The 26,868-nt window shown below is 48.1% G+C and carries 26 protein-coding genes and 1 other annotated feature; of the genes, 1 reads left to right on the plus strand and 25 read right to left on the minus strand.

Annotated features, from left to right (window positions below; all coding sequences use genetic code 11):
• Positions 1-26: 26 nt before the first annotated feature.
• The 22 genes from rpsL to GRF59_RS28280 all read right to left on the minus strand — a co-directional run bounded on the left by rpsL (position 27) and on the right by GRF59_RS28280 (position 22,881).
• Positions 27-449 (minus strand): 30S ribosomal protein S12, encoded by a 423-nt coding sequence (gene rpsL / locus GRF59_RS28175; protein WP_127606536.1) that lies wholly within the window; start codon positions 447-449, stop codon positions 27-29.
• A gap of 167 nt (positions 450-616) precedes the next feature.
• On the minus strand, positions 617-868 hold the full coding sequence (locus GRF59_RS28180; protein ID WP_160501038.1) for a ribosomal L7Ae/L30e/S12e/Gadd45 family protein: 252 nt from the start codon (positions 866-868) through the stop codon (positions 617-619).
• 275 nt (positions 869-1,143) lie between these two features.
• Entirely contained in the window at positions 1,144-4,758 is a 3,615-nt protein-coding gene (rpoC, locus tag GRF59_RS28185; RefSeq protein ID WP_160501039.1) for a DNA-directed RNA polymerase subunit beta', read from the minus strand.
• A 78-nt stretch (positions 4,759-4,836) separates the two neighbouring features.
• Positions 4,837-8,382, minus strand: coding sequence for a DNA-directed RNA polymerase subunit beta (rpoB, locus tag GRF59_RS28190; RefSeq protein ID WP_160501040.1), 3,546 nt, complete (start codon positions 8,380-8,382; stop codon positions 4,837-4,839).
• A 357-nt stretch (positions 8,383-8,739) separates the two neighbouring features.
• On the minus strand, positions 8,740-9,345 hold the full coding sequence (locus GRF59_RS28195; RefSeq protein WP_160501041.1) for a class I SAM-dependent methyltransferase: 606 nt from the start codon (positions 9,343-9,345) through the stop codon (positions 8,740-8,742).
• 141 nt (positions 9,346-9,486) lie between these two features.
• Positions 9,487-9,852 carry a 50S ribosomal protein L7/L12 gene (rplL, locus tag GRF59_RS28200; protein WP_160501042.1) on the minus strand — a complete coding sequence of 122 codons (366 nt, stop codon included), beginning with the start codon at positions 9,850-9,852 and terminating at the stop codon, positions 9,487-9,489.
• A 69-nt stretch (positions 9,853-9,921) separates the two neighbouring features.
• Positions 9,922-10,425: a 50S ribosomal protein L10 gene (rplJ, locus tag GRF59_RS28205; RefSeq protein ID WP_160501043.1), complete on the minus strand. Its 504-nt coding sequence runs from the start codon at positions 10,423-10,425 to the stop codon at positions 9,922-9,924.
• Positions 10,426-10,539: 114 nt separating this feature from the next.
• Positions 10,540-10,697: a sequence feature (ribosomal protein L10 leader region), on the minus strand.
• Positions 10,698-10,764: 67 nt separating this feature from the next.
• Entirely contained in the window at positions 10,765-11,457 is a 693-nt protein-coding gene (gene rplA, locus GRF59_RS28210; RefSeq protein ID WP_160501044.1) for a 50S ribosomal protein L1, read from the minus strand.
• Between the two features lie 87 nt (positions 11,458-11,544).
• Positions 11,545-11,970 carry a 50S ribosomal protein L11 gene (gene rplK, locus GRF59_RS28215; RefSeq protein ID WP_160501045.1) on the minus strand — a complete coding sequence of 142 codons (426 nt, stop codon included), beginning with the start codon at positions 11,968-11,970 and terminating at the stop codon, positions 11,545-11,547.
• A gap of 68 nt (positions 11,971-12,038) precedes the next feature.
• Positions 12,039-12,572 carry a transcription termination/antitermination protein NusG gene (gene nusG / locus GRF59_RS28220; RefSeq protein ID WP_160501064.1) on the minus strand — a complete coding sequence of 178 codons (534 nt, stop codon included), beginning with the start codon at positions 12,570-12,572 and terminating at the stop codon, positions 12,039-12,041.
• Between the two features lie 31 nt (positions 12,573-12,603).
• Complete coding sequence (secE, locus tag GRF59_RS28225; protein WP_036712533.1) at positions 12,604-12,795, minus strand: preprotein translocase subunit SecE; 192 nt, start codon at positions 12,793-12,795, stop codon at positions 12,604-12,606.
• A gap of 21 nt (positions 12,796-12,816) precedes the next feature.
• Positions 12,817-12,966, minus strand: coding sequence for a 50S ribosomal protein L33 (rpmG, locus tag GRF59_RS28230; RefSeq protein ID WP_076176720.1), 150 nt, complete (start codon positions 12,964-12,966; stop codon positions 12,817-12,819).
• Between the two features lie 400 nt (positions 12,967-13,366).
• Positions 13,367-14,011, minus strand: a complete 645-nt coding sequence (sigH, locus tag GRF59_RS28235) for an RNA polymerase sporulation sigma factor SigH (protein ID WP_160501046.1) — start codon at positions 14,009-14,011, stop codon at positions 13,367-13,369.
• 163 nt (positions 14,012-14,174) lie between these two features.
• Positions 14,175-14,696 (minus strand): NYN domain-containing protein, encoded by a 522-nt coding sequence (locus GRF59_RS28240; protein ID WP_160501047.1) that lies wholly within the window; start codon positions 14,694-14,696, stop codon positions 14,175-14,177.
• Positions 14,697-14,702: 6 nt separating this feature from the next.
• Positions 14,703-15,446 (minus strand): 23S rRNA (guanosine(2251)-2'-O)-methyltransferase RlmB, encoded by a 744-nt coding sequence (gene rlmB, locus GRF59_RS28245; protein ID WP_160501065.1) that lies wholly within the window; start codon positions 15,444-15,446, stop codon positions 14,703-14,705.
• A gap of 19 nt (positions 15,447-15,465) precedes the next feature.
• Positions 15,466-15,924 carry a Mini-ribonuclease 3 gene (locus GRF59_RS28250; RefSeq protein ID WP_160501048.1) on the minus strand — a complete coding sequence of 153 codons (459 nt, stop codon included), beginning with the start codon at positions 15,922-15,924 and terminating at the stop codon, positions 15,466-15,468.
• On the minus strand, positions 15,921-17,327 hold the full coding sequence (cysS, locus tag GRF59_RS28255) for a cysteine--tRNA ligase (protein WP_160501049.1): 1,407 nt from the start codon (positions 17,325-17,327) through the stop codon (positions 15,921-15,923). The genes GRF59_RS28250 and cysS overlap by 4 nt, the downstream gene beginning before the upstream one ends.
• Before the next feature lie 48 nt (positions 17,328-17,375).
• Positions 17,376-18,059 carry a serine O-acetyltransferase gene (gene cysE / locus GRF59_RS28260; RefSeq protein WP_160501050.1) on the minus strand — a complete coding sequence of 228 codons (684 nt, stop codon included), beginning with the start codon at positions 18,057-18,059 and terminating at the stop codon, positions 17,376-17,378.
• Between the two features lie 647 nt (positions 18,060-18,706).
• Positions 18,707-20,170, minus strand: a complete 1,464-nt coding sequence (gene gltX, locus GRF59_RS28265) for a glutamate--tRNA ligase (RefSeq protein ID WP_160501051.1) — start codon at positions 20,168-20,170, stop codon at positions 18,707-18,709.
• 275 nt (positions 20,171-20,445) lie between these two features.
• The gene (gene ispF / locus GRF59_RS28270; protein WP_160501052.1) at positions 20,446-20,934 is read right to left on the minus strand and encodes a 2-C-methyl-D-erythritol 2,4-cyclodiphosphate synthase; all 489 of its coding nucleotides are present in this window, start codon (positions 20,932-20,934) and stop codon (positions 20,446-20,448) included.
• On the minus strand, positions 20,931-21,635 hold the full coding sequence (ispD, locus tag GRF59_RS28275; RefSeq protein ID WP_272915040.1) for a 2-C-methyl-D-erythritol 4-phosphate cytidylyltransferase: 705 nt from the start codon (positions 21,633-21,635) through the stop codon (positions 20,931-20,933). Before ispD ends, ispF begins: the two co-directional genes overlap by 4 nt.
• A 169-nt stretch (positions 21,636-21,804) precedes the next feature.
• Positions 21,805-22,881, minus strand: a complete 1,077-nt coding sequence (locus GRF59_RS28280; protein WP_160501053.1) for a PIN/TRAM domain-containing protein — start codon at positions 22,879-22,881, stop codon at positions 21,805-21,807.
• Between the two features lie 206 nt (positions 22,882-23,087).
• On the opposite strand from GRF59_RS28280, the gene GRF59_RS28285 reads away from it, so the two are divergent.
• A complete protein-coding gene (locus GRF59_RS28285) occupies positions 23,088-23,483 on the plus strand; it encodes a nucleoside triphosphate pyrophosphohydrolase family protein (protein WP_160501054.1) in 396 nt (131 codons plus the stop codon).
• Between the two features lie 108 nt (positions 23,484-23,591).
• On the opposite strand, the gene pssA is transcribed toward GRF59_RS28285, so the two are convergent.
• From pssA to radA, 3 genes are read right to left on the minus strand one after another with little or no spacing between them, the layout of a single operon-like run.
• The gene (gene pssA, locus GRF59_RS28290; protein ID WP_160501055.1) at positions 23,592-24,320 is read right to left on the minus strand and encodes a CDP-diacylglycerol--serine O-phosphatidyltransferase; all 729 of its coding nucleotides are present in this window, start codon (positions 24,318-24,320) and stop codon (positions 23,592-23,594) included.
• A 54-nt stretch (positions 24,321-24,374) separates the two neighbouring features.
• A complete protein-coding gene (gene disA, locus GRF59_RS28295) occupies positions 24,375-25,451 on the minus strand; it encodes a DNA integrity scanning diadenylate cyclase DisA (protein WP_160501056.1) in 1,077 nt (358 codons plus the stop codon).
• Between the two features lie 13 nt (positions 25,452-25,464).
• Positions 25,465-26,832 carry a DNA repair protein RadA gene (radA, locus tag GRF59_RS28300; protein WP_160501057.1) on the minus strand — a complete coding sequence of 456 codons (1,368 nt, stop codon included), beginning with the start codon at positions 26,830-26,832 and terminating at the stop codon, positions 25,465-25,467.
• Between the last annotated feature and the right edge of the window lie 36 nt (positions 26,833-26,868).

Consider the following 26,868-nt stretch of genomic DNA (forward strand, 5'->3'; position numbering starts at 1 on the left):
TATGTCATGAATTCATATAGGATTTATTACGATTTTTTAGCTTTTGGACGCTTAGCGCCGTATTTGGAACGAGCCTGCATACGGTTGTTCACACCAGCTGTATCAAGTGCGCCGCGAACGATGTGGTAACGTACACCCGGAAGGTCTTTTACCCGTCCACCGCGAACCAATACCACGCTGTGCTCTTGCAGGTTATGTCCGATCCCCGGAATGTAAGCTGTCACCTCAATGCGGTTCGTCAAGCGAACACGGGCATATTTACGAAGTGCGGAGTTCGGTTTTTTCGGAGTCATTGTACCTACACGGGTACAAACTCCACGTTTTTGAGGAGCGCTCAAATCCGTATCTTCACGCTTCAAAGCGTTATATCCTTTCTGCAGAGCAGGGGATTTCGATTTGTAGATTTTTGCTTGACGTCCTTTGCGAACCAGTTGGTTAATTGTTGGCATTCTAGCCACCCCCTTCCAATATAATTATTCTCGTTACAAACCTTGTTTTAAGTCCACAGACCCAGGCGGTTCATAAAAGAACAAATGAAAAGTTTTTGCCGAGAGAAGTTGACCCTTCTCTAACAAAAACGTTTCTTACAGATTGAACTTACGTTCATTCCATATCACTATGGTTTAATGATGGCAGCCATGGCTGCTCCCACTTCAATGCCGCATGCTTTACCCAAATGTTCCATGGTGTCCACATAGGTGATCTTTACGCCGTGCTTGCTGCACAGGCCTTCAATCTTTGAAATGAGCCGGGATTCCGCATCTTCGGCTACATAAACTTCAGCAGCCTGGCCCAACTCCACAAGCTTCATGGTTTGTTTGGCCCCAATCTTTACATGAGCGTCCTGTAATCCTTTATCATTAGACATCTTTTACGATTCCTCCAAAAGCACAGGGGTGTTACTACTCACGCACCTTTGATATATTAGCACCTGCACTGAGCGATGTCAAGAACATCAGTTATTAATTTTCGCTATACAAATGAAAATAAAGATTAAATCTGTTACCTCGTGCACAGTTAATCGACCATGAAGATGGAAGAACATACATTATTTCATTTCATAGTTGAAATTGATAGAAAAGGTTCTGCGAAGGCAGTCGGCTATAGCGGCCGCCCTCGCAAAAGGCTCTCCATATTCTTGACTTATTCTACAGACGCAGTTTCCAATTCCTTAGAGCTGTCATTCTCAGCATTCGGGTCATCGAATTTGACGCTGCGGTAGCGGTTCATACCTGTACCTGCAGGAATCAATTTACCGATAATGACATTTTCTTTCAGGCCGAGCAACTGGTCGACTTTGCCTTTGATGGCAGCGTCAGTCAGTACGCGCGTTGTTTCCTGGAAGGATGCCGCAGACAAGAACGAATCAGTTTCCAAAGATGCTTTGGTGATACCTAGCAGGACAGGTTTGGCCACAGCCGGTTCCTTGCCGCTCAGGATCGCTTCTTTGTTCGCTGCTTCGTATTCATGCATGTCACTGAAGGATCCAGGCAGAAGCGGAGTATCACCGGCATCAACAATCCGGATCTTACGCAGCATCTGTTTGATCATCACTTCGACGTGCTTGTCGTTGATTTCTACGCCCTGGTTCCGGTATACGCGCTGAACTTCCTGAAGGATATAGTTCTGCACGCCGCGGATGCCTTTGATGCGCAGCATTTCTTTAGGGTCGATCGAACCTTCGGTAAGCTCATCGCCAGCTTCGATTTCCTGTCCTTCGCTTACGCGCAGACGGGAACCGTAAGTAACGGAGTAAGTTTTCGTTTCCGCTTCGCCTTGAACCTCGATTTCACGACGGTCCTTGCCTTCACGGATTTCTTTAACTACGCCATCAATTTCACTGATCGTTGCTTGACCTTTCGGATTTCGAGCTTCAAACAATTCCTGAATACGCGGAAGACCTTGAGTGATATCGTCACCGGCTACACCACCAGTATGGAACGTACGCATGGTGAGCTGGGTTCCTGGTTCACCGATGGATTGAGCGGCGATAATGCCGACTGCTTCACCGATTTCCACGAATTTACCTGTTGCCAGGTTGCGTCCATAGCACTTCTTACATACACCGTGACGAGCACGGCAGCTGAGTACAGAACGGATTTGCAGTTTGGTTACGCCGGAATCCACGATCAGGTTCGCTTTATCCGAATCGATCAGCTCGTTGCGATTAACCAGGATTTCCTTGGTTTTCGGATGACGAACGGTTTCGAAACAGTAGCGTCCTTCGATACGGTCGTATAGATCCTCGATAACCTCTTTACCGTCTTGAATACGGCTGACGGTGAAGCCTTTATCGGTACCGCAGTCTTCCTCACGCACAATCACATCTTGGGCAACGTCAACCAGACGACGAGTCAAGTAACCGGAGTCAGCGGTACGAAGTGCTGTATCCGCCAGACCTTTCCGCGCGCCGTGTGTAGACAGGAAGTACTCGAGGACCGTCAGTCCTTCACGGAAGTTCGATTTGATCGGGAGTTCGATGATCCGACCCGATGGGTTGGCCATCAGACCCCGCATACCACCGAGCTGGGTGATCTGCGATTTGTTACCCCGTGCTTTGGAGTCGACCATGAGCATGATGGAGTTGAAGCGATCCATCGATTTCATGAGGACTTCCGTAATATCGTCTTTGGCTTTAGACCAAATATCGATAACACGGTCATAGCGTTCTTCGTTGGTAATCAGACCACGACGATATTGGTTTGTTACAACCGCTACCTTGTCGTCAGATTCCTTCAGAATCGCTTGTTTCTCTTCCGGTACGATTACGTCGGATACCGCAACCGTCACGCCGGCACGAGTAGAGTATGTGAACCCGAGCTGTTTGATTTTATCCAAAATAACGGAAGTTTCCGTTGTATGGTAAATTTCGAAGCAGCGGGCAATGATTTGACCCAGATATTCTTTACCAACAGCGTTGCTGATTGGAAGCTGGTTCAGGCTTTCACGGATGTCAGTACCCTTTTCATACACGAAATATTTCTCAGGCGTACCGTTGAATAGATTGTCGCGGGTTGCTTCGTTAATGTACGGGAAGCTGCTTGGGAAAATCTCGTTGAAAATGATACGTCCAACCGTCGTCAAAAGCATTGCTTCTTGCTGCTTATCCGTAAAGCTGGTTTTACCCAAAGCCTTAACAGGAATAGCTACACGAGCATGCAGACCAGCGGAACCGCGTTGATAAGCAGATACTGCTTCGTTAACGGTACGCAGAATCATGCCGCTGCCCTTCTCTTCCTTGTTGTCCATCGTCAGATAGAAGGAACCAAGGACCATATCCTGGGAAGGAGTAACGACTGGTTTACCGTCTTTAGGGTTCAGGATGTTACCGGATGCCAACATGAGAATGCGTGCTTCCGCCTGAGCTTCGGCAGACAACGGAACGTGAACCGCCATTTGGTCACCGTCAAAGTCGGCATTGTATGCCGTACATACGAGCGGGTGAAGACGAATCGCGTGTCCTTCAACCAGAATTGGTTCGAAAGCTTGAATACCCAAACGGTGAAGCGTCGGTGCGCGGTTCAGCAGTACTGGATGTTCCTTGATGACTTCTTCAAGCACATCCCATACTTCCGGACTTACACGTTCCACTTTACGTTTAGCACTCTTGATATTATGAGCAAGGCCTTTATTGACCAATTCTTTCATGACAAACGGCTTGAACAATTCCAGCGCCATTTTCTTAGGCAGACCGCATTGGTACATTTTCAGGTACGGTCCAACGACGATAACGGAACGACCGGAGTAGTCAACACGTTTACCCAGCAAGTTCTGACGGAAACGTCCTTGTTTACCTTTCAGCATATGGCTGAGGGATTTGAGAGGACGGTTACCCGGACCCGTTACAGGACGTCCACGACGACCGTTATCGATCAAGGCGTCAACAGCTTCCTGCAGCATACGTTTTTCATTCTGCACGATGATGTCAGGCGCGCCCAAGTCGAGCAGGCGTTTCAGACGATTGTTACGGTTGATTACACGGCGATACAGGTCATTCAGGTCAGACGTTGCAAAACGTCCGCCGTCCAGCTGTACCATCGGACGGAGTTCCGGAGGAATAACCGGAAGAACGTCCATAATCATCCATTCGGGTTTGTTGCCGGAATTACGGAATGCTTCAATGACTTCAAGGCGTTTGATCGCACGGTTACGGCGTTGGCCTTGAGCAGTACGAAGCTCTTCTTTCAGAAATTCCAATTCTTTTTCAACATCGAGGTCCTGAAGAAGCTTTTTGATGGCTTCCGCACCCATGCCTGCTTGGAATCCGTAGCCGTATTTTTCACGGTAGCTGCGATATTCTTTTTCAGACAGGAGTTGTTTCTTTTCCAGAGGCGTATCTCCTGGATCGGTTACAACATAAGATGCAAAATAGATAATCTCTTCCAGAGATCTTGGAGACATATCCAAAGCGAGACCCATCCGGCTCGGAATGCCTTTGAAGTACCAGATATGGGATACAGGAGCTGCCAGCTCGATATGACCCATCCGTTCGCGGCGAACTTTCGCGCGGGTAACTTCTACGCCGCAACGGTCGCAGACAACGCCTTTATAACGGACACGCTTATACTTACCGCAATGGCATTCCCAGTCTTTTTGCGGTCCAAAAATACGTTCGCAGAACAGGCCCTCTTTCTCCGGTTTCAGCGTACGGTAATTAATGGTTTCCGGTTTTTTTACTTCTCCGCGGGACCATGAACGAATTTTTTCCGGGGATGCAAGCCCGATTTTCATGAATTCGAAATTGTTTACGTCCAACAAGGAGCAACCCTCCTAGTCCTATTGTTTTAATCCGTGAATGAGGCAGACGGGTTAGCCCCGTCCGCCATAATCACGAACTTATTCCACTCCGACTTCCGTGCCTTCCAGATTGAGGCTCAGCTTATCGCCTGCAGTCTCATCTTCATCATCAAGTTCTTTCATCTCGATCTCCTGCTCATCACCACTGAGAATCTTCACGTCCATACCCAGAGACTGGAGCTCTTTGATCAAGACCTTGAACGATTCAGGAACGCCCGGTTCCGGAACATTCTCACCCTTGACGATGGATTCGTACGTTTTCACGCGGCCGACCACGTCATCGGATTTAACAGTGAGGATTTCCTGCAGCGTATATGCGGCGCCGTAGGCTTCAAGCGCCCACACTTCCATCTCACCGAAGCGCTGACCACCGAACTGAGCTTTACCACCCAGAGGCTGCTGCGTAACGAGAGAGTAAGGACCTGTGGAACGGGCATGAATTTTATCATCAACCATGTGCGCCAGTTTGATCATGTGCATGACGCCGACCGTAACTTCACGCTCGAAGCGCTCGCCGGTACGTCCATCATACAGCACAGTTTTACCGTTGCGCTGCATGCCTGCTTCTTCCATCGTATCGAACACGTCATACTCGTTAGCACCGTCAAATACCGGCGTTGCCACGTGAATGCCGAGCTGCATGGCTGCAAAGCCCAAATGGACTTCGAGCACCTGCCCGATATTCATCCGCGAAGGTACGCCGAGCGGATTCAGTACGACCTGTACAGGCGTACCGTCCGGCAGGAACGGCATATCTTCTTCCGGAAGGATCCGGGCCACGACCCCTTTGTTACCATGACGTCCGGCCATTTTGTCACCCTCAGAGATTTTACGCTTCTGAGCGATGTACACACGAACCAGTTGGTTTACGCCAGGAGGCAGCTCATCGCCGTTCTCGCGGGTAAACACTTTAACGTCAACGATAATACCATCACTACCATGCGGTACACGGAGTGAAGTGTCGCGAACTTCACGAGCCTTTTCACCGAAGATCGCATGCAGGAGACGTTCTTCTGCAGTCAGCTCCGTAACACCCTTAGGAGTTACTTTACCAACCAGAATGTCGCCGGCGCTAATTTCGGCACCAATGCGGATAATTCCGCGCTCGTCAAGATTTTTGAGGGCATCTTCACCTACGTTAGGAATATCGCGGGTGATTTCCTCAGGTCCGAGTTTAGTATCACGCGCTTCAGACTCATACTCCTCGATATGAATCGAAGTGTAGACGTCCTCTTTAACCAGTTTTTCGCTCAGCAGGATGGCATCCTCGTAGTTGTAACCTTCCCAGGTCATGAACGCAACGACAACGTTACGTCCCAGGGCAAGTTCACCCATTTCTGTGGAAGGACCATCAGCAAGAATGTCGCCTTTCTTCACGATGTCGCCTTTTTTGGCGAGTGGGCGCTGATTAATGCACGTTCCTTGGTTCGAACGCATAAATTTGTGTAATTTATGTTTAACGATATCGCCCTTCACTTCTTTGCCGTCCACGTTTTCGATCCGGCGTACCCAGATCTCATCCGCGCTCGAACGTTCCACGATGCCATCATGCTTGGAAACGATACACACACCCGAATCCTTAGCAGATTTGTGTTCCATTCCAGTTCCGACCAGCGGAGCTTTAGGAATAAGCAGTGGTACAGCCTGACGCTGCATGTTCGATCCCATCAGCGCACGGTTGGAGTCATCGTTCTCAAGGAACGGAATGAGCGCCGTCGCGACGGATACAACTTGTTTAGGAGATACGTCCATGTAATCGACACGTTCGCTCGGCATAGGCAAAATGTTATCGGATTGTTTGTTGTAACGGACGATAACCATATCTTCCGCAAACGTTCCGTCTTCATTAAGAGCCGCGTTCGCCTGTGCTACTACATAATTGTCTTCCTCATCGGCCGTAAGATAATCGATATGCTCGGTTACTACCCCCGTCTTCGGATCGACCCAACGGTATGGAGCCTCAATAAAGCCATACTCGTTAATGCGGGCAAATGTAGACAAGGAGTTGATCAAACCGATGTTCGGACCTTCCGGCGTTTCAATTGGACACATACGGCCATAGTGACTGTGATGGACGTCACGCACTTCAAAGCCCGCGCGCTCACGTGTCAAACCACCAGGTCCGAGTGCAGACAGACGACGCTTATGCGTAAGTTCTGCAAGCGGGTTCGTTTGGTCCATAAACTGCGACAACTGGGAGCTACCAAAGAACTCTTTGATCGATGCAATCACAGGACGTATGTTAATCAACGCTTGAGGCGTGATGACATTGGCATCCTGAATCGACATTCTTTCGCGAACGACGCGTTCCATACGGGACAGACCAATACGGAACTGGTTCTGCAGCAGTTCACCTACGGAACGCAGACGACGGTTGCCCAGATGGTCAATATCATCCGTGTTGCCGATTCCGTGAAGCAAATTAATAAAGTAGCTGATCGAGGAAATAATATCAGCAGGCGTAATATGTTTCACCGACTTGTCGATGTTGGCATTCGCCAATACCTTAACCACTTTGCCGTCCTCAATCGGCGAGAAAACCTCGATGCTTTGAAGCGGAATATCATCAGCATCAAGCACACCATTTGCAACATGGTAAGTTTTGTGGCCAACCATATTATCCAAATGAGGCAAAATCTCATCCAGCAATCGACGGTCAACCATTTGTCCAGCTTCCGCGATGATTTCGCCCGTGCTGGCATCAATCAGTGTTTCAGCCAAACGCTGATTGAAGAGACGGTTCTTGATGTGGAGCTTCTTATTGATTTTATAACGGCCTACGTTGGCCAGATCATATCGTTTTGGATCAAAGAAACGCGCTACGAGGAGACTCTTAGCATTATCCAGCGTAGGCGGTTCACCTGGACGGAGGCGTTCGTAAATTTCGATGAGCGCTTTTTCCGTAGAATCGGTATTGTCTTTATCCAGCGTGTTGCGTATATATTCGTCGTTGCCAAGCAGGTCCAAAATTTCGGCGTCACTGCCGAAACCAAGCGCCCGCAGCAATACAGTAACCGGGATTTTGCGGGTACGGTCAATCCGGACATACATAATGTCCTTAGCATCCGTCTCCAATTCAAGCCACGCTCCGCGGTTCGGAATAACCGTTGCGGTGTATGTCTTTTTGCCGTTCTTATCGACTTTCGTGCTGAAGTAGACGCTTGGAGAGCGTACCAACTGGCTGACAATGACCCGTTCTGCGCCGTTGATAATAAATGTACCGGTCTCCGTCATCAGAGGGAAATCCCCCATGAATACTTCCTGTTCTTTGACTTCTCCGGTTTCTTTGTTGATGAGCCGTACCTTCACCCGTAGAGGTGCCGCATACGTCACGTCGCGTTCCTTAGCGTCATCGACGGTGTATTTAGGTTCACCAAGGCTGTAGTCAATGAACTCCAGCACCAAATTTCCCGTAAAATCCTGAATTGGCGAGATATCCTGGAACATTTCGCGCAATCCTTCCTCCAAAAACCATTCGTATGATTTCTGTTGGATTTCGATCAGGTTCGGAACCTCTAGTACTTCATTAATTCGCGCATAACTTCGCCGAGTGCGTCGACCATACTGAACAAGATGTCCTGCCAACTTTAACTCACCCCTCATGTCTACTCACTTCAAAAATTGATTGCGAACCTCTGTTTGGAACCTTATAATGGATTCATGCAGAGGATTCATCCACAAATAAAGAAAAGCCCTTACCCGAATGCTTTCGAACAAAGAGCAACTTATCCATGGTCTTCCTAACTAAACACGGAAGTGACTTCATATCCTGTAGATTTGCCCAAAATGTACATATTATACGTGAACATGCCCTCGTTTATGCATTTCTCCGCATAAAAACTATTGACATTTCAGTCAACTAAAGACAAGAAGCCTATCCTAATACTGACATTTTATAATAATATCACATCAGCAATTTCAAGTCAATAGTCCTATTGCGCATTATTGAAAAGTTTTTGTAGCTTTAAAAATCCGGTAACCTTTATCCTTCGTTACTTCATCAACACGTCCAAACAAACTTTCCAATTTCGCTTTTGCGGATGGCGCGCCCTGTTTCTTCTGAATGACGACCCATAGCGTACCCCCATCGCGTAGATGCTCGTACGCCTGCTCGAAAATCGCATGCACGGTGTCTTTACCGGCTCGGATGGGCGGATTCGTCAGCACGACATCGAAACTCTTCCCTTTCACAGCCGCCAATACATCGCTTTCCAAAATGGTTACATTCAGAATGCCGTTCAGCTTCGCATTTTCTTTGGCTAATTCCACCGCACGAGAATTCACATCAAGCATGGTCACATGACCATCACCGGAAAGTCTCGCCGCCGTAAAACCAATCGGACCATAGCCGCAGCCGACATCCAGGACATCCGCATTGTCCGGAATTTCCATCGCCTCGATCAAGACCTTACTGCCATAGTCAACGCCTTTTTTCGAAAAAACACCTGCATCGCTGATGAATCGGAAGGTTTGGCCGCGAAGATGCTCTTCCAGCTGACGCCGGTCATGGCTGGCTTCCGGCTGATTCGAATAGTAATGCTGTGACATGCTTTCCCTCCGTATCCTGGTCTTGTATTCACAGAATTCCCCGTTCTGTTGGTGTTCAGACTCAGGGGGATGCTCGTTTACAAAAACAAACCCCTTGAAGGATCAAGGGGTTTGTTATGTCTGGAGCTGCTTAAGAAGGAATTACTTCACTTCTACAGAAGCACCTGCTTCTTCCAATTTAGCTTTAACGGATTCAGCTTCTTCTTTACCCACTTTTTCTTTGAGTGGTTTTGGTGCGTTGTCAACGAGGTCTTTAGCTTCTTTCAAGCCAAGGCCAGTGATTTCGCGAACTGCTTTGATAACGTTGATTTTGGAAGCACCAGCGCTAGTCAAGATTACGTCGAATTCGGATTGCTCTTCAGCTTCAGCTGCGCCAGCGCCGCCGCCTACCATAGCTACTGGAGCTGCAGCAGTTACGCCGAATTCTTCTTCGATTGCTTTAACAAGATCGTTCAGTTCCAATACAGTCATACCTTTGATTGCTTCCAAGATTTGCTCTTTACTCATGGTTGAACCTCCATTTTATAATTAAAGTTTTTTGTGTTTGTACTTCATACTGCAGGAAGAATCAGATGCTTACGCGCCTTGTTCTTCTTTCTCTGCAACGGCTTTAACTGCAAGCGCGAAGTTGCGCATAGGAGCTTGAAGCACGCTGAGGAGCATGGAAAGGAGACCTTCGCGGGATGGCAGTTCTGCCAGCGCTTTAACTTGGTCAACGCCAACTACACGGCCTTCGACCACGCCACCTTTCAATTTCAATGCGTCGTTCTTCTTAGCAAAATCGTTAAGGATTTTAGCTGGAGCTACGGCGTCATCCGCACTGAAAGCAATCGCTGTAGGACCGGTCAATACTTCGTCCAGTTCTGTCAGCTCAGCAGCAGCGGTAGCGCGACGCAGCAATGTGTTTTTCAACACTTGGAATTCAACGCCAGCTTCACGAAGCTGCTTACGCAGTTCAGTCACCTGGGAAACGTTCAATCCGCGGTAGTCAGCTACAACAGTCGTTGCGCTATCGCGCAATTTAGCCGTTACAGCATCTACTGCTTCTTGTTTCGCTTGAATCACTTTTGCGTTTGCCATGTCTACACCTCCTGAAAAATTTCACTGCCTCCGCATTCGGATCATTCCGAATTGCCAGGGCATTTTGTAATAGCTCGGACGAAAAGTTCTGAACATTCTCATCCTCTACTAGTTCAAGGCAAGTAAAAAGCCTCCGTAGAATCACGAAGGCCTGATGAATGATGATTGTCCGAAATAGTTCCGTTCAATTATCTATATTCTATCACAACACCTCGGTAGGAAATTAAGCCTTTAGGGGCACCTACTGTCTACGGTAAGCATATTCAACTTTAACGGTCAGCTGTTTTGCAACAACTTTTACAGAATATCAGATATCGTGACAGAAGTCAACGACATTTATTATCTGTAGGAAGCTGTGCTCACGCGTGCGCTTGGGCCCATCGTCGAGGATACTGCGATCCCTTTCAGATAAACACCTTTTGCAGCAGCCGGTTTAGCACGGTTGAGTGCGTCGATGAGAGCTTTAAGGTTCTCATTCAGTTGAGTCGCATCAAAGGATACTTTGCCGATTGGAGCGTGAATTTGACCTGCTTTGTCCAGACGGTATTCGATTTTACCAGCTTTGATTTCTTGAACAGCTTTGGAAACATCGAATGTAACTGTACCTGCTTTAGGGTTAGGCATGAGGCCTTTACCACCGAGCAGACGACCCAGTTTACCGACTTCGCTCATCATATCAGGTGTAGCTACGCAGACATCGAATTCGAACCAGCCTTGTTGGATTTTGTTGATCATGTCTTGATCGCCAACATAATCCGCGCCAGCCGCTTCCGCTTCCTTCGCTTTTTCACCTTTTGCAAATACCAGTACACGTTGTGTTTTGCCTGTGCCGTGAGGCAGGACAACAACACCACGAACAGCCTGATCTTGTTTACGCGGGTCTACACCCAAACGTACTGCAACTTCAACGGTTTCGTCGAATTTTGCTGTCGCAGCCTTTTTCACAAGGTCAACGGCTTCTGCTGGTTCGTAAAATGTTTCGCTGTCAATCAACTTGGCAGCTTCAACATATTTCTTACCATGTTTCGCCATGTTTGTTCCTCCTTTGTGGTTTTAACGGAAATTCCTCCCACTTGTGCCGGTCACGTTTGACCGGTTGTCGCAGAAAAACCGAAATAATTAGTCTTCGATATTGATACCCATAGAGCGGGCAGTACCTTCAACCATACGCATAGCAGCTTCAACGGAAGCAGCGTTAAGGTCAGGCATTTTAGTTTCAGCAATTTCACGAACAGCGCTACGTTTTACCGTTGCCACCTTTTTCTTGTTAGGTTCGCCGGAACCCTTCTCGATTTTTGCAGCTACGCGAAGCAGAACTGCAGCCGGTGGAGTTTTAGTGATAAACGTAAAGGAGCGATCTTCAAATACCGAGATTTCAACCGGAATAATCAGACCCGCTTGATCAGCAGTACGAGCGTTGAATTCTTTACAGAATGCCATGATGTTGACACCTGCTTGACCCAATGCTGGACCTACTGGCGGTGCTGGATTCGCTTTACCTGCAGGGATTTGCAGTTTCACCATTTTGATTACCTTTTTTGCCATGTAAGACACCTCCTTCAAAAGTGGTTAACGGGACTAGGTTGCCCCTCCCACAAGAAACCCGAAGAAATTTATATCTTCTCCACTTGAGTATAATCCAGCTCAAGCGGGGTTTCCCGTCCAAACATGTTGACGTGAACTTTGAGTTTGCTCTTGTCGGCCAGAATTTCTTCTACAGAGCCCACAAAATTCGCAAACGGACCAACTTTAATACGCACGGATTCTTTAATATCGAATTCGATCTTCGGTTTAGGTTCTTCCATTCCCATATGCTTCAGAATCTGTTCAACTTCTTCTGGCAGCAATGGCGTCGGTTTGGAACCCGAACCCGTCGATCCGACGAATCCTGTTACTCCAGGCGTGTTGCGTACAACATACCAAGAGTCGTCGGTCTGGATCATTTCAACCAAGACATAACCGGGGTAAACTTTTCTCATGACGGTCTTTTTCTTACCGTCCTTGTTTACGATTTCTTCTTCCATCGGAACAAGAACGCGGAAAATCTTGTCTTCCATGCCCATGGACTCAACGCGTTTTTCTAAATTGGCCTTGACCTTGTTCTCATACCCGGAATAGGTATGAACAACGTACCATCTTTTTTCCATAGTTTCCATATCAAGCCACCCGGGACCCTTCTTAAATAATCGCTTCGATCACAGCGGAAATGCCGATATCCAGAACCCAAAAATAAATCGTGACGAATACAATGGTGCCGAGGACGATCAGAGTATAATTCGTCAGCTCCTTACGATTAGGCCAGCGAACTTTTTTGAGCTCCGCCCAGCTTTCAGAGAAAAAGGAAAACAGAGACTTGAAACTACTTTTCACGCCGACTACACCTCCAAAAAACTATCTGGTTTCGCGATGAGGAGTTTGCTCGTTACAGAACTTGCAAAATTTCTTCATCTCCATGCGGTCGGGGTGATTTCGCTTGTTTTTGGTAGTCGTATAGTTTCTTTGTTTGCAGTTCGTACAAGCCAAAGTGATAATTACCCGCATGCTGTGCACCTCCCGAAGACGTCCTTCTTTTCAGAAGGCTCTATATTTCCTAGCAGAACAGCCCAAGCCCTTCATTGCTGAAAAGAAAATAACCGTTCCTGCGAAATGAATAAGAAACAAAAACCGAGTGGTCTTTGCTAGAGCTCATTCATTAAAACACGCGAATTTAGGCCTACCTAAAACACTTTATCATAAGGGTCAACCCGTGTCAACGAAAGAATGGCCCTGTTTCCGGCATGCCGGGATCGCTTTTTCCCTAGTAATTTCAAGCTTTTTTTCTCTGATGAAAGCCGCCTGCATTCATTTACCATTATGATTCATTCCCGAGGTGCTTAAACCTTGGCAAACTTCCTTTGTGAAAAAAAAAGACTCTGAAATGAGCCTTTTTCGATCAAAGCGTCTAATTGTCGCGAACTTCCAAATAACGTTCCAATTTTCGTTTGACTCGCTGCAGTGCGTTATCAATCGATTTCACATGCCGCTTAAGATCAACTGCAATCTCCTGATAGGAGCGGCCGTCCAAATAAAGCATCAGCACTTTGCGTTCCAGGTCGCTTAAAATCTCGGACATCTTGTCCTCCAGACCCACGAACTCTTCCTGGTTAATAATCAGTTCCTCAGGATCAGACACCTGGGAACCGCAAATCACGTCAAGCAGCGTCCGGTCGGAATCTTCATCGTATATCGGCTTGTCCAATGACACGTAGGAATTCAGCGGAATATGCTTCTGTCTCGTTGCCGTCTTGATCGCCGTAATAATCTGCCGCGTAATGCATAGCTCGGCGAAGGCCTTGAACGAAGATTGCTTGTCCATTCTGAAATCACGAATCGATTTGTATAAGCCGATCATGCCCTCCTGAATGATATCTTCCCGGTCGGCACCGATCAGAAAGTAAGACCTGGCTTTGGCGCGCACGAAATTCCGGTACTTGTTAATCAAGAACTCCAGCGCTTCGCTATCGCCTTCACGAAAATATTCGACAACGTCCTCATCTGACTTGTACTCGTAATCCGACAACGTTAACTCTTTGAGGTCTACACTCACCAAGAATCCCCCCGGCTGCAACGCAAGGTACCCCGTTACTCTGTGAAATATACGAACAGTATATATGATGGCAGTTGATACCGTCAACCACGTATTACCTAAAAAAGAACATGAATAACAAAATTGTCAAGAGATTCAAATTTGTAATAACTTCCAAATTCTGTTATTCTCTGCGCCATTTCTCGAATATTTCCTTAAGCTCCGGTTTTAGCTTGCTGTCCAGCGTATTTCTCGTCGATGGGGCATGATCGAGTTTAATGCGGTTTTGAATCGCCTTTTCGCAGTTCTCCACCTCGATGAGAAGCTCACGGGCGGATAGCCGCAGCGCACCGCGAGCAAAAATCACATGCTGCTCGATGAAATCGCTGGTCGCTACATATATTTTACGGCTACGGAGGCTGAGCTCTCCGACAAGCCGTTCTATACATTCATCGGCAGTTTCTTTCTCTTTTGTGAAATAAACCTGGATTTTACTTTGAGCAAAGGCTTTGCCGAGTCCCGGCACCCGGTACGCATCGAACACGGCAATGACTTTGCGGCCGGTAAAAGCCTGGTAATCCGCAAGCTTCCCAAGCAGATTATCGCGAGCCTCCTGCATGCTGATTTGCGACAGCTTCGCAAGAGACGGCCAGGCTCCGATCATATTGTAGCCGTCCACCAGAAGCACATCCCGCAAATCCGCCATTTCACGTTAACCTTGGTTGCGGCGGCGCAACACTTCGTACATCACGACGCCGGCAGCCACGGAGGCGTTCAGCGAATTGATCTGTCCGTTCATCGGCAGCTTGATCAGAACATCGCATTTTTCCCGAATAAGCCGTCCCATGCCTTTGCCTTCATTGCCGATGACGATGGCTACCGGACCGTCAAAGACATTCGTTTCGTAGATTCCCGCTTCGGCTGACAGATCTGTACCCACGACCCAGATTCCTTTTTCCTTCAAAGAATCAATCGTTTGTCCCAAATTGGTTACTCTCGCTACTGGCACGTACTCAGCCGCGCCGGCAGAGGTTTTGGACACCGTTGCCGTTACCTGCGCCGAGCGGCGTTTGGGAACAATGACTCCATGAACGCCAGTACAGTCCGCCGTACGCAGAATGGATCCCAAATTATGCGGATCCTCAATCTCGTCCAGCAGGAGTATGAATGGCGCTTCCCCTTTATCTTCCGCTGCAAGCAGGATATCTTCAACCTCAGCGTAAGCATAAGGAGCTACCTGCGCTACGACGCCCTGATGCTGCACTCCCGGAGCCAATTGATCGAGCTTGCGCTTATCCACCTGCAGGATCACGATTCCAAGTTTTTTCGCCTCAATGATGATGGGCTGCGTCAAATGCTTTTGCGCATTTTCGGCAATCCAGATTTTATTAATCGTACGGCCGGATTTCAGCGCTTCGATGACCGAATGCTTTCCGCCGATAATTTCTTCCTCCATGACATCCTCCACAAAATCTTTATTTTCCATGCTGTTGTTGTTCCATATATTCTATACCCATTCCGATCAGCTCCCGCATCCGGTCCTGCTGCTGGGAGTAATACAAATATCCGATCAGACTTTCAAAAGCCGTCGCATGGCGATATTCCAGGACATCGGCATTTTTGGGAATGCTGCCGGACTTGGCATTGCGCCCCTGCCTGACGACATCCTTTTCTTCTTCCGTCAAAAAGGGGTCCAACAGGGTGACAATTCGGCTTTGCGCCTTGGCGGACACCATGCCGGTCGCCTGCCGGTGCAGCAGATGAGGCTTCAGATTCGTTTTGGATATCAGGTACTGCCTGACCGCAACTTCATAAATGGCATCCCCGATGTAAGCGAGCACGATCGGCGGAATCAAACGAGGCTGCCTGGAAGGAGGATAATCGAACCATCCCGCTTCCGGCGGCAGTCCCTGATTGTTGTCCAGCCCGCTCATTTCCGCCGCCAACGCATACCTTGCGCTGTATCCTCCAGCGCAATCCCCTGTGCTGCCAGAAGATCGCGGATTTCATCGGCGCGGTTCCAATTCTTATCTTTGCGGGCTTGCATGCGCTCTGCAATAAGATTTTCGATTTCTTCGTCCAAAAGCTCAGCCTCATCGCCGGCATACAGACGAAGCACAGCATTCAACTCATCAAAAGCAGCGAGCATTACTTTTAATTCTTCCGGATTTGCAACAGGCTCTTGCAGCAGCAAGTTGGCTTCATTGACCCATTCGAACATCGCGGTAATGGCATCCGGTGTGTTGAAGTCGTCGTCCATTTTTTCATAATACTGCTTCAAAATGCCGTCCAGCTTCTGCTTCATCTCATCCCGAACCGGTCCATGTCCGTCAGACGTTACGGTTTCAAGACGGTGCTTCAGGTTTCCGACAGCATTCGCGATTCTTTCCACGCTGTTCATGGCCTGATCCATAGTCTCGCTATTAAAGTTCAGCGGGTTGCGGTAATGTGTCGAGAGCATGAAGTAACGGATGGCTTCCTTTTTGAATTCCTTGCGGAGATCCTTTACTAAAATGCCGTTTCCGAGCGATTTCGACATTTTTTCGTTGTTAATTTTAATGTAGCCGTTGTGCATCCAGTAGTTGGCCAGTGGCTTGCCTGTCAGTGCTTCCGACTGGGCAACTTCGCACTCATGGTGCGGGAACTGCAAATCCTGACCGCCTCCGTGGATGTCAATCGTTTCTCCAAGATAACGACGAGCCATAGCCGAGCATTCGATATGCCAGCCAGGACGGCCGTCTCCCCATGGACTGGACCAGAAGATTTCTCCCGGCTTGGCAGCCTTCCAAAGCACGAAATCCTCTGGGTTCTCCTTACGTTCATCCACATTGATACGGATACCAAACTGCAGTTCATCCAGCTTTTGATGCGATAGCTTGCCGTATCCCGGGAATTTATTCGTCCGATAAAACACGTCGCCACCTTTTTCATACGCAAAGCCATTCTGCTCCAGTTCCTGAATAAAGGCAATGATGTTATCCATGTTCTCGGTTACGCGCGGATGAATTGTCGCCTTGTGAATTCCCAAACCTTCTAAATCTTCGAAATATGCCTTGATAAATCTGTCGGCAACCTCCGGAACCGTGCTATCCAGCTGCTCCGCCTTGCGGATAAGCTTGTCGTCCACATCCGTGAAGTTCACGACATAGTTGACCTCATTGCCAATCTGCTCCAGATATGTGCGAACCACATCAAAAAAGATCATGGGCCGTGCATTACCGATATGAATGTAGTCATACACGGTAGGTCCGCATACATACATTTTCACTTTGCCGGGTTCCTGCGGAACGAATTCTTCCTTTGACCGAATTAATGTATTGTAAATTTGAAGTGCCATCATCACAATTCCTTTCTTCAAATAAATATCTATCGAGTTCTGTGGGAGTTATTCTCCCTGTTCCCTGCCTGCAGCAGCCTTAATGTGTACCAGTTCGGTGTTATCGCTTCTGTTGCCTTCAAGCTCGCTCTTGAGCCGGTCGATTTCTTTCTGCATATTGCGGATGGAATCCACGATAGGGTCGGGCAGCTGGTGGCTAAGGCGATCTACGCGGCGGCCATCCTGCTTCACGATGGTACCGGGAATGCCGACGACCGTGCTGTTTGAAGGAACCTCTTTCAGTACGACCGAGTTTGCACCAATATTGCATTGATCCCCTACTTTGAAGGAACCCAGGACCTTGGCGCCGGAAGCAATAACGACATTATTGCCGATGGTCGGGTGACGTTTACCCTTTTCCTTACCCGTACCGCCGAGCGTTACGCCCTGATATATGACGACGTCATCGCCAATTTCGCAAGTCTCCCCGATCACCACGCCCATGCCATGGTCGATAAAGAGCCTTTGGCCGATCTTGGCGCCTGGATGAATCTCAATCCCCGTCATGAAACGGCTGAACTGTGAAATAATGCGTGCCAGGGTGAACCACCGGTGAGTGTACAGCTTATGGGCAACCCGGTGTGCCCAAATGGCGTGCAGCCCTGAATATGTGAATACCACTTCGAACAATCTTCTGGCGGCCGGATCATTTTCAAATACCGTCTGGATATCCGATCTGATCTGCTTAAACATATCCGTTCCCCTCTTCGTCCTCTTCTAATCCTTCGCAGGTTTCACGAAGGACATCTCCACTTCCGGCGGTTCAACTTCATGTTCGACATGCTTCTTACTCCTTAGACATATCGAATGTCTTCTTGCGGTACACGTAGCCCCATTCTCGAAGTCAGGCTATCTCATGCGCAAAAAGACCAAAAAACGCCTCGGCAGCTTTCGCTGCAGAGGCGTCATACGCGGTTCCACTCTGCTTGATTCCTTCCTTTGCGCGTACACATCAATACGAGCATGCACAAAAAGGCTGGATTCATCTCAACTGTCCCGGTAACGGGGGACCTTCCGGCATAGTCTAACGGTTCACATCAGAACCGCTCATCCATGCAGCTCGCAGGCGCATTTCCGCAGTCGGCATATGGATAACTTCCAGCCGCATGGAAAGCAGGTTCTCCATGAGGTTATCCTCTCTGGCAAATGCCTAGGTTAAAGCGTACTTCTCCTGTTCGTCGCTATTCACGCAACTTTATCTAATTCCGACCTGCTGCTTAAGACAGGTTTTATAGATCTTATTTTGGTAGTAATTATAGCCGAAAATACATCAGGCTGACAAGAAATGTTTTCAGCCTATCTTTATCTCGGTCTTTTCAATTTCCAGGGCGTTGCTTCAGTTATGCACCTTTAATTTGCGAACGCAAACGTTCGATCACGCGATCTTTGCCCATCAGATAGATGGTTTCGTTCAAATCGCGGCCATGCATCTGACCCGTAATCGCCACTCGGATCGGCATAAACAGCTGCTTGCCCTTAAATCCGGTTTCCTTCTGTACTTCTTTGATCAGAACAGCGATGTGAGCTGCTGTATATTCCTCGGAAACCTCGATTTTATCCAGCAGCGCTTTCAGTACCGTCGGTACTTGCTCTTCAGCCAGAACTGGCTGAGCATCATGCTCCACTTCCAAATGCGTGCGGAAGAACATATCGGACAGTCCGACGATATCGGATACAGCCGTCATTTGTTCTTGATATAGAGCTACCAGTTTCTTCGCCCATACTTCCTGTTCTTCACTCAACTCCGCAGGAAGACGGCTTGCTTTTTGAAGATGAGGAATGGCCAGCTTAGCAATCCGCTCAGGATCAGCATGCTTGATGTAGTAGTTGTTCAGGTGAGCTAGTTTGTTCTGGTCAAATACCGCCGGACTCTTGGATAAACGGTCCGGATTGAAGATTTTAATTAATTCTTCTCGTCCGTAAATTTCTTCTTCTCCTTCTGGAGACCAGCCGAGAAGCGCAATAAAGTTCACTAGTGCTTCCGGCAAATAACCGAGCTGATCATACTGCTCAATAAACTGGATGATGGACTCATCCCGCTTACTCAATTTTTTATGGTTTTCGTTCACAATCAGCGTCATATGGCCGAAGCGCGGAGCTTCCCAGCCGAGTGCTTCATAAATCATAAGCTGACGCGGCGTATTCGAAATATGATCCTCACCACGCAAGACATGGGTGATTTTCATCAGGTAATCGTCGATCACAACGGCGTAGTTATAGGTCGGAATTCCATCTCTTTTCACAATGACAAAGTCACCGGTATCCAAGGTATTGAAAGAAATCGTTCCTTTAACAATATCGTCAAATGTATACGTTTTGTCCTCCGGAACGCGGAAGCGAATGCTGGCTGTGCGTCCTTCTGCTTCAAACGCTTTGCATTGATCTTCGGTCAAATCGCGGTGTTTGCCGGAATAACGAGGCGTTTCGCCGCGGGCCATCTGGTCTTCGCGTTCCTTCTCCAGCTCATCTTCGGTGCAGTAACAGCGGTACGCAAGTCCTCTGTCGAGCAGATCCTGCGTGTATTTATTATAAATATCGAGGCGTTCTGTTTGACGGTAAGGTCCGTATTCGCCGCCGATATCAATGCTTTCATCCCAGTCCAGACCCAGCCATTTCAAATACTTCAGCTGGCTCTCCTCGCCGCCCGCAATGTTGCGCTTCACGTCCGTATCTTCGATTCGGATGATGAAGTCCCCGCCCTGATTGCGGGCATACAAATAGTTAAACAATGCCGTTCTAGCGTTTCCGATATGTAAATGTCCTGTAGGACTTGGTGCGTACCGTACGCGAACTTTATTGGTCATGATAATCCCCTCCGCTTTTGCGTGTTATTTATTTCAAACAAGATATCTCGAAAATTATTGAGCGAGGTGGCCGCTGCGGTTACGGATCGTTTTTCCGATCGCTGTTGTTCCCATATTTTCTTGATTAATTATTAATAGGTTAAAATTACGGAAACAAAGGCGAACGCTTCACTTCTTCAAAACGATTCCGTCCCCTACGCTACTTTTTCGCCATATTAAGTACGAAATGACTGCGTAGCTGCTGCACATACGCTCGTTTCTCTTCTTCAAATCTTTCAAGATGATAGCACATCTTTGACGAGACAGACAACCGATTGCGCCGCGATGCCTTCTCCGCGTCCTGCAAATCCAAGCTGCTCTGTCGTAGTCGCTTTGACGTTCACCTGATCGATATCCGCATCAAGAGCACGGGCAATGACTTCCACCATCTGAGGAATATAAGAAGCCATTTTGGGCTTTTGCGCGATAATCGTGGAATCAATGTTTCCAAGGCGGTACCCCCGCTCCTTCGCCATCTCCCAGATGTGCAGCAGCAGCTTTAAGCTGTCCGCATCTTTAAATTCAGGATCCGTATCCGGGAAGTGCTTGCCGATATCGCCAAGTCCCAGCGCACCCAGGATCGCATCCGTCACGGCATGCAAAAGAACATCGGCATCCGAATGTCCCAGCAGACCCTTTTCATATGGAATGGTGACTCCCCCGATAATGCATGGCCTGTCCTCTACAAGCTGATGCACGTCAAACCCCTGTCCAACACGTATCATGTATTCTTCTCTCCCCTGTGTTTTAACATGAATGCGGCATAATCCAAATCTTCCGGTGTGGTAATCTTGATGTTGGTGTAGCTTCCTTCCACGACAGCGACCGGTATTCCCATTCTCTCAATGAGCATGGAGTCGTCTGTTCCGGTAAAGCCATCCGTTTCAGCCTGCTCATGCGCCTTCTTCAAATCAGAAAGACGAAAAGCCTGTGGGGTATGAATCGCCCACAGACTCCGGCGGTCAGGCGTAGCTTCAATCATGCCCGACCCGCTCACCTGTTTGATGGTATCCTTGACCGGAACCGCGAGCACTGCAGCTCCGGAGAGCATCGCTTTCCGGCAGCAAGCCTCAATCTGCTCAGGTTCAACGAATGGGCGTACACCATCATGTACCATTACCCATTCCGTACTGATTTCCATCAAGCCTTTATATACGGACTGCTGTCTTTCACTGCCGCCCGGGATCACTTTAACCACCTTGCGAAGTCCATACTCCGAGATCCACTCGGTACATCGATTTATATCTTCGGCCCCGGTCACCAGAACAATTTCCTGAACCATCGGCATCCGTTCGAAGACTTCCAGTGTATGTATAATGATGGGCTTGTCTTTCAGCAGAAGGTACTGCTTGCTTTCCCGGGTCCCCATTCTGGTGCCTTTGCCCGCGGAAACCACCACCACACCTACACGGTTTTCTGTGTCCAAGCTGCGTCCTGCCCCCTCAATCACCGTAAGAAAATGTCTATCGACGCATTATCAGTGAAGATAGACTAACGGGAAATCCCCTTGTGATTACAGAATGGTCCAGCTTCCGCTGAAAACCCATAGAATCCATTATCCCAAGAAAAAATGTATTATCCCCATCATACCCCTTTTATTGGGCTTTTTCCAACAGTTTCGGTTTGGCAAAAATCATCCGTCCCGCCGAAGTCTGAAGCACGCTCGTTACCAAGACTTCCATCATACTTCCGATATAGTCGCGTCCGCCTTCCACCACAATCATGGTTCCATCATCCAGGTAGGCCACTCCCTGACCATGTTCCTTACCGTCCTTGATAACCTGCACCATAATTTCTTCCCCCGGCAGGACAACCGGCTTGACGGCATTTGCCAAATCGTTGATGTTCAATACGGATACGCCTTGCAGCTCGCATACCTTATTCAAGTTAAAATCATTCGTCACGACCTTGCCCTGAAGTACCTTGGCGAGCTTAACCAATTTGCTGTCCACCTCCGAAATTTCTTCGAAGTCCCCTTCGTAGATCAGCACTCTGACATCCAGTTCCTTTTGAATCTTGTTCAAAATATCCAATCCTCTACGACCTCGGTTACGTTTAAGCAGGTCCGATGAATCCGCGATATGCTGAAGTTCCTCAAGCACAAATTCAGGAATGACGATCGTGCCTTCAATAAAACCTGTTTTGCAGATATCCGCAATTCTGCCGTCAATGATCACGCTGGTATCCAGAATTTTATGTTCCTCAATCTTCCGGTCCTCGTAAGCATCTCCCTTGCTCCACCTGCCAGATGTCCATAGCGTTGCAAGCTCATCCTTTTTATCCAGACCAATCCGGAATCCCATGTACCCGCAGAACATCGTGAGTCCCACCGCAGCGATATCTCCGACTTTCCCCGCCCAAGCCAAGCTCGGGTAGATCAAGAGTGACAGCAACAGTCCTCCCGTAAGGCCAGCTGCTCCAGCTGCCAATTCGTTCATCGGCATACCGGCAAGCGACTGAATGACGGACTGTAAACGGGTGGTTAATGCCTGGGCACAAAGTGAACCTATGAGCAAAAATAAAATGGCTCCAAGTCCTGCGAATAACAGGCTACCCCACATGGAATGATCAATACCTAATCTAGGGAACGTCCATCCGGCTGATTGATGAAGGGTATATCCCATCCAAGCACCGCAAAGCCCGGCAAATGCCACAATGTATTTTCTCAGCATATGTTCCCACACCTCCTTGATTGTATTAGTTATACATATTTCCTTAGCAGTATGGTCCAATTTTGGACGACGTAATCCTGTCTATTCCAAATTTTTCTATACCGTTTTTGAACCTTACCTTAAAAAGATGTGTCATTTTTGGTTGAAAATGGGCAAATGCCTGGCATATAATTAACTCAATTCTTATGCTAGAGGTGAAAAGGAAAATGAGCGCACCAAGTTTACAGGCTTTTCAGGATCAGGTTTCCGAACTATTGCTCCGTCACCGCAGTCTATTGGATGTGCTGTCCAAAAACGGACAAAGCAGCGCTTCTGTCAATCGGGCTGTTGCCAAAGCCATTACGGATTGCGGCTGTATCGAACTGCATGCTACCAAGCAGTCCTTTGAACCTGAAGTCGAATTGGAGGAAGCCAAAGAGGTTGCACGGACCCATGTCCGCGGAGAGCTGTGTGAAAACTGCAGGGAAGTAATCAGTACCGAGCTGGGACGTAACATTTTTTACATGTCAGCCTTATGCAACCTGCTCGATATCAACATGGACGAGGTTGTCCAAAAGGAATCGCAAAAATGCTCCACCCTTGGTTTGTTTAATTTGTCATAGAAGCGGAAGCTAAGTCACATCAATGATGGATATACAGAAACAAAAAAGCATTTATTTCACTGCCGGAGCAGGAAATAAATGCTTTTTATTGTATTTGAAACTGTTCTCTTATGAGTGATCGTTGTACACTTTTTGATCTGCAGATTGGTCATGACGACGTCTGCGAGTCAGCTTCTCCACATTTTGCTTCAAACCGTATGCCGCATACAATACGAGTGGCACGAAAATAAGTTTGGAGATTTGATCTGGAAAAATGACTGCGACGGCTACAGCCGCAATAATGACGATGGGAGCATACATCACTGCTTTTTTTGGAAGACCTACTTTTTTGAAATTAGGATATCTCACCGAGCTGACCATCAGATACGACAGAATCAGCATGGCAATGATCATATAAGGGGCCGAAATTTCTTTATGAAACAGCGACAGTGTGGCAAGAACGCCTCCTGCTGCCGGTATAGGTAATCCAATAAAATATCCCGGTATTCCGGATTGAACATTAAATCGTGCCAGACGCAGTGCTCCACAGATTGGGAAGATGGCCGTCACGGTCCAGATCAACGCATGGGGCATACCATGAAAAGAAGTTACATACATGATGAGTGCGGGTGCCACACCAAAAGAGATCACATCCGAGAGGGAGTCCAGTTCCTTGCCGAATTCGCTCTGTGCATTGAGCGCCCGGGCCATCCGGCCGTCCAAACCGTCGCAAAGCATCGCAATAATAATCATAATGGCTGCCAAGCTTAATTTGTTGTCAAAGGCCAGCATAATTCCTACCATTCCGAGAAACAAGTTACCTAACGTAAACATGTTCGGAATTGATTTCGTAAACATTTCTTCACCTCGAATTTTTTAGTACCCCCGTATCATCCATTGATTGTATGGCATTTAAATTTGTCTGTCAATGAATACTTGCTCCTGTAAACGTTTCAAACCTTCCTTGATGTTGCGGGCTCTGACTTCACCAATTCCATCCACTTCATCCAATTCTTCGATGGTTGCCATCATTACGTGAGGCAGTTGCCCGAAGCGCTCAACCAGGTTATGGATAATGACATTCGGCAGACGCGGAATTTTGTTCAGAATGCGGTAACCCCTCGGCGCAACTGATTCTTCCGATGTCGCTGCCGATAGCGGATACCCGAGCAGGCGCATGACATAGTGAATATCGAGCAGTTCATCATCCGTAGCCCGCTTCAGTCCTGCGATCATTTCGCGAATTTTCTCGTCATTGTCTTCCCGTGCATAATCCTTATAGAGGAGCCAAGCTTCTTCCTCCATGTTGCTGACGAGCTCTTCCATCTGCATGCTGATGAGTCGTCCTTCATTGCCAAGCTCATTGATATATCGTTTGATCTCCATCTTGATACGCAGCACCATTTCAACCCGCTGAATGACATTCACCACTTCAGGCACGGTTACCAGTTCCTCAAATTCCGATGCCGACAGGTTGGTAAGCGACTGGTTCAGTACCGCCCGATATTTTTCAAGCGTTTGAATCGCCTGATTGGCCTTGGTCAAAATCACACCGATTTCTTTTAGCGCATATCTGAGCGTGCCTTGATATAAAGTAATAATGTTACGGCGCTGGGATATGGATACCACCAGTTTGCCGGTCTGCTTGGCAACCCGCTCTGCGGTACGATGGCGGATACCGGTTTCGATGGAGGATATCGATGAATCAGGAATCAGCTGTGTATTGGCATACAAAATCCGCTTCAGGTCCTCACTCAGTATAATGGCCCCGTCCATCTTCGCCAACTCGTATAAATAATTGGGTGAAAAATCACAGTTAATCGAGAATCCGCCGTCGACAACCTCCATCACTTCCGGACTGTAGCCAACAACAAGCAGACCTCCGGTTTTGGCCCGCAGCACATTTTCCAGACCGTCCCGAAACGGCGTACCTGGTGCGACCAGCTTCAGCAGGTCGTTCATCTTATCCAATTGGCTAGGTTCCTTCATCTCTTTATGCCCCCTAATCTAACGCGACCGCTAGTGCATCTGCCACGGTATTGATGCCGATGATTTCAATTCCCTTTGGATGCTTCCAGCCCTTTAAGCTCTTCTCCGGCATGATAATCCGCTTAAAACCCAGCTTCTCGGCTTCCCTCACTCGCTGCTCGGCGCGCGAGACCGCTCTGACTTCGCCGGTCAGGCCTACCTCTCCGACCATGACATCGAACGGTTTTGTCGGAATATCCCGAAAGCTGGAGGCGATGCTGACAGCAATCGCCAAATCGACAGCAGGTTCATCCAGCTTTACGCCACCGGCCACATTCAAGTATGCATCCTGATTCTGCAAGAACATTCCCATCCGCTTCTCCAGTACAGCAATAATCAGGCCCATCCGGTGATGATCGATCCCTGTGCACATCCGCCGCGGTGACGGAAAATGCGTGGAAGAAATCAGTGCCTGAAGCTCAACGAGAACAGGCCGGGTTCCCTCCATACTGGCAACAACGGTTGAACCCGCTACGCCGAGGGGACGCTCGGATAGAAATAACTCCGAAGGGTTCTCCACTTCCACAAGTCCGGATTCATTCATTTCAAAAATGCCGATTTCATTGGTGGACCCAAAGCGGTTCTTCACTGCTCTTAAAAGACGGTAAGTATGATGCCGCTCCCCTTCAAAATACAATACACAGTCCACCATATGTTCAAGCAGTCTCGGACCTGCAATAGCCCCTTCCTTCGTAACATGCCCTACAAGCACGGTAGCAATGCCCATGCCTTTGGCTACACGCATAAACCGGGCCGTACACTCCCTGACCTGAGCTACGCTCCCGGGAGCGCTGGTCACTTCGGGAATATACACGGTTTGGATAGAGTCAATGACAAGAAACTGCGGCTGAATGCTGTTGATCGCTTCTTCGATCAGATCCATATTCGTTTCGCACAATACGAACAGTTCTGCAGACAAGGCTCCCAGACGGTCCGCACGGAGCTTGGTCTGACGCACCGATTCCTCACCGGATACATATAAAACGCGCAGACCCGATTGTGTTAAAGCATGCGAAGTTTGCAACAGCAGCGTTGACTTCCCGATCCCGGGATCCCCGCCAACGAGAATCAATGAGCCGGGAACGATGCCTCCGCCTAGTACGCGGTTCAGTTCACCAATACCGGTCTGTACACGCGCTTCATTGCTGCTTTCTATATTTATGATCGAAAGGGCCTTTTCTTTACTATGAAAAAGCGGAGAATTCATTCCCTGCGTTTTTATGACACTTTCTGTTTCTTCCACCATCGTATTCCAAGCCTGACAACCTGGACATTTACCATACCATTTGGCTGCCTCATAGCCGCATTCTGTACAGTAAAATTTTGTTTTTGTTTTAGCCATGATCTCTCCTTTTGGCAATTCGGAAATTTGTCTTTT

Origin of the sequence: Paenibacillus dendrobii (assembly GCF_009807035.1) — a bacterium.
GTDB lineage: Bacteria > Bacillota > Bacilli > Paenibacillales > Paenibacillaceae > Paenibacillus_AQ > Paenibacillus_AQ dendrobii.

Coding starts and splice junctions, on each gene's coding strand:
- rpmG (WP_076176720.1), bottom strand. CDS start 12,966: ATGCGGGTAATTATCACTTTGGCTTGTACGAACTGCAAACAAAGAAAC.
- rplK (WP_160501045.1), bottom strand. CDS start 11,970: ATGGCAAAAAAGGTAATCAAAATGGTGAAACTGCAAATCCCTGCAGGT.
- rplJ (WP_160501043.1), bottom strand. CDS start 10,425: ATGGCAAACGCAAAAGTGATTCAAGCGAAACAAGAAGCAGTAGATGCT.
- pssA (WP_160501055.1), bottom strand. CDS start 24,320: ATGTTTACGAAATCAATTCCGAACATGTTTACGTTAGGTAACTTGTTT.
- ispF (WP_160501052.1), bottom strand. CDS start 20,934: ATGATACGTGTTGGACAGGGGTTTGACGTGCATCAGCTTGTAGAGGAC.
- rplL (WP_160501042.1), bottom strand. CDS start 9,852: ATGAGTAAAGAGCAAATCTTGGAAGCAATCAAAGGTATGACTGTATTG.
- GRF59_RS28180 (WP_160501038.1), bottom strand. CDS start 868: ATGTCTAATGATAAAGGATTACAGGACGCTCATGTAAAGATTGGGGCC.
- GRF59_RS28285 (WP_160501054.1), top strand. CDS start 23,088: ATGAGCGCACCAAGTTTACAGGCTTTTCAGGATCAGGTTTCCGAACTA.
- GRF59_RS28195 (WP_160501041.1), bottom strand. CDS start 9,345: ATGTCACAGCATTACTATTCGAATCAGCCGGAAGCCAGCCATGACCGG.
- GRF59_RS28250 (WP_160501048.1), bottom strand. CDS start 15,924: ATGAGCGGGCTGGACAACAATCAGGGACTGCCGCCGGAAGCGGGATGG.
- disA (WP_160501056.1), bottom strand. CDS start 25,451: ATGAAGGAACCTAGCCAATTGGATAAGATGAACGACCTGCTGAAGCTG.
- rpsL (WP_127606536.1), bottom strand. CDS start 449: ATGCCAACAATTAACCAACTGGTTCGCAAAGGACGTCAAGCAAAAATC.
- cysE (WP_160501050.1), bottom strand. CDS start 18,059: ATGTTTAAGCAGATCAGATCGGATATCCAGACGGTATTTGAAAATGAT.
- rplA (WP_160501044.1), bottom strand. CDS start 11,457: ATGGCGAAACATGGTAAGAAATATGTTGAAGCTGCCAAGTTGATTGAC.
- rlmB (WP_160501065.1), bottom strand. CDS start 15,446: ATGGAGGAAGAAATTATCGGCGGAAAGCATTCGGTCATCGAAGCGCTG.
- radA (WP_160501057.1), bottom strand. CDS start 26,832: ATGGCTAAAACAAAAACAAAATTTTACTGTACAGAATGCGGCTATGAG.
- GRF59_RS28280 (WP_160501053.1), bottom strand. CDS start 22,881: ATGCTGAGAAAATACATTGTGGCATTTGCCGGGCTTTGCGGTGCTTGG.
- nusG (WP_160501064.1), bottom strand. CDS start 12,572: ATGGAAAAAAGATGGTACGTTGTTCATACCTATTCCGGGTATGAGAAC.
- cysS (WP_160501049.1), bottom strand. CDS start 17,327: ATGGCACTTCAAATTTACAATACATTAATTCGGTCAAAGGAAGAATTC.
- GRF59_RS28240 (WP_160501047.1), bottom strand. CDS start 14,696: ATGGCGGATTTGCGGGATGTGCTTCTGGTGGACGGCTACAATATGATC.
- gltX (WP_160501051.1), bottom strand. CDS start 20,170: ATGACCAATAAAGTTCGCGTACGGTACGCACCAAGTCCTACAGGACAT.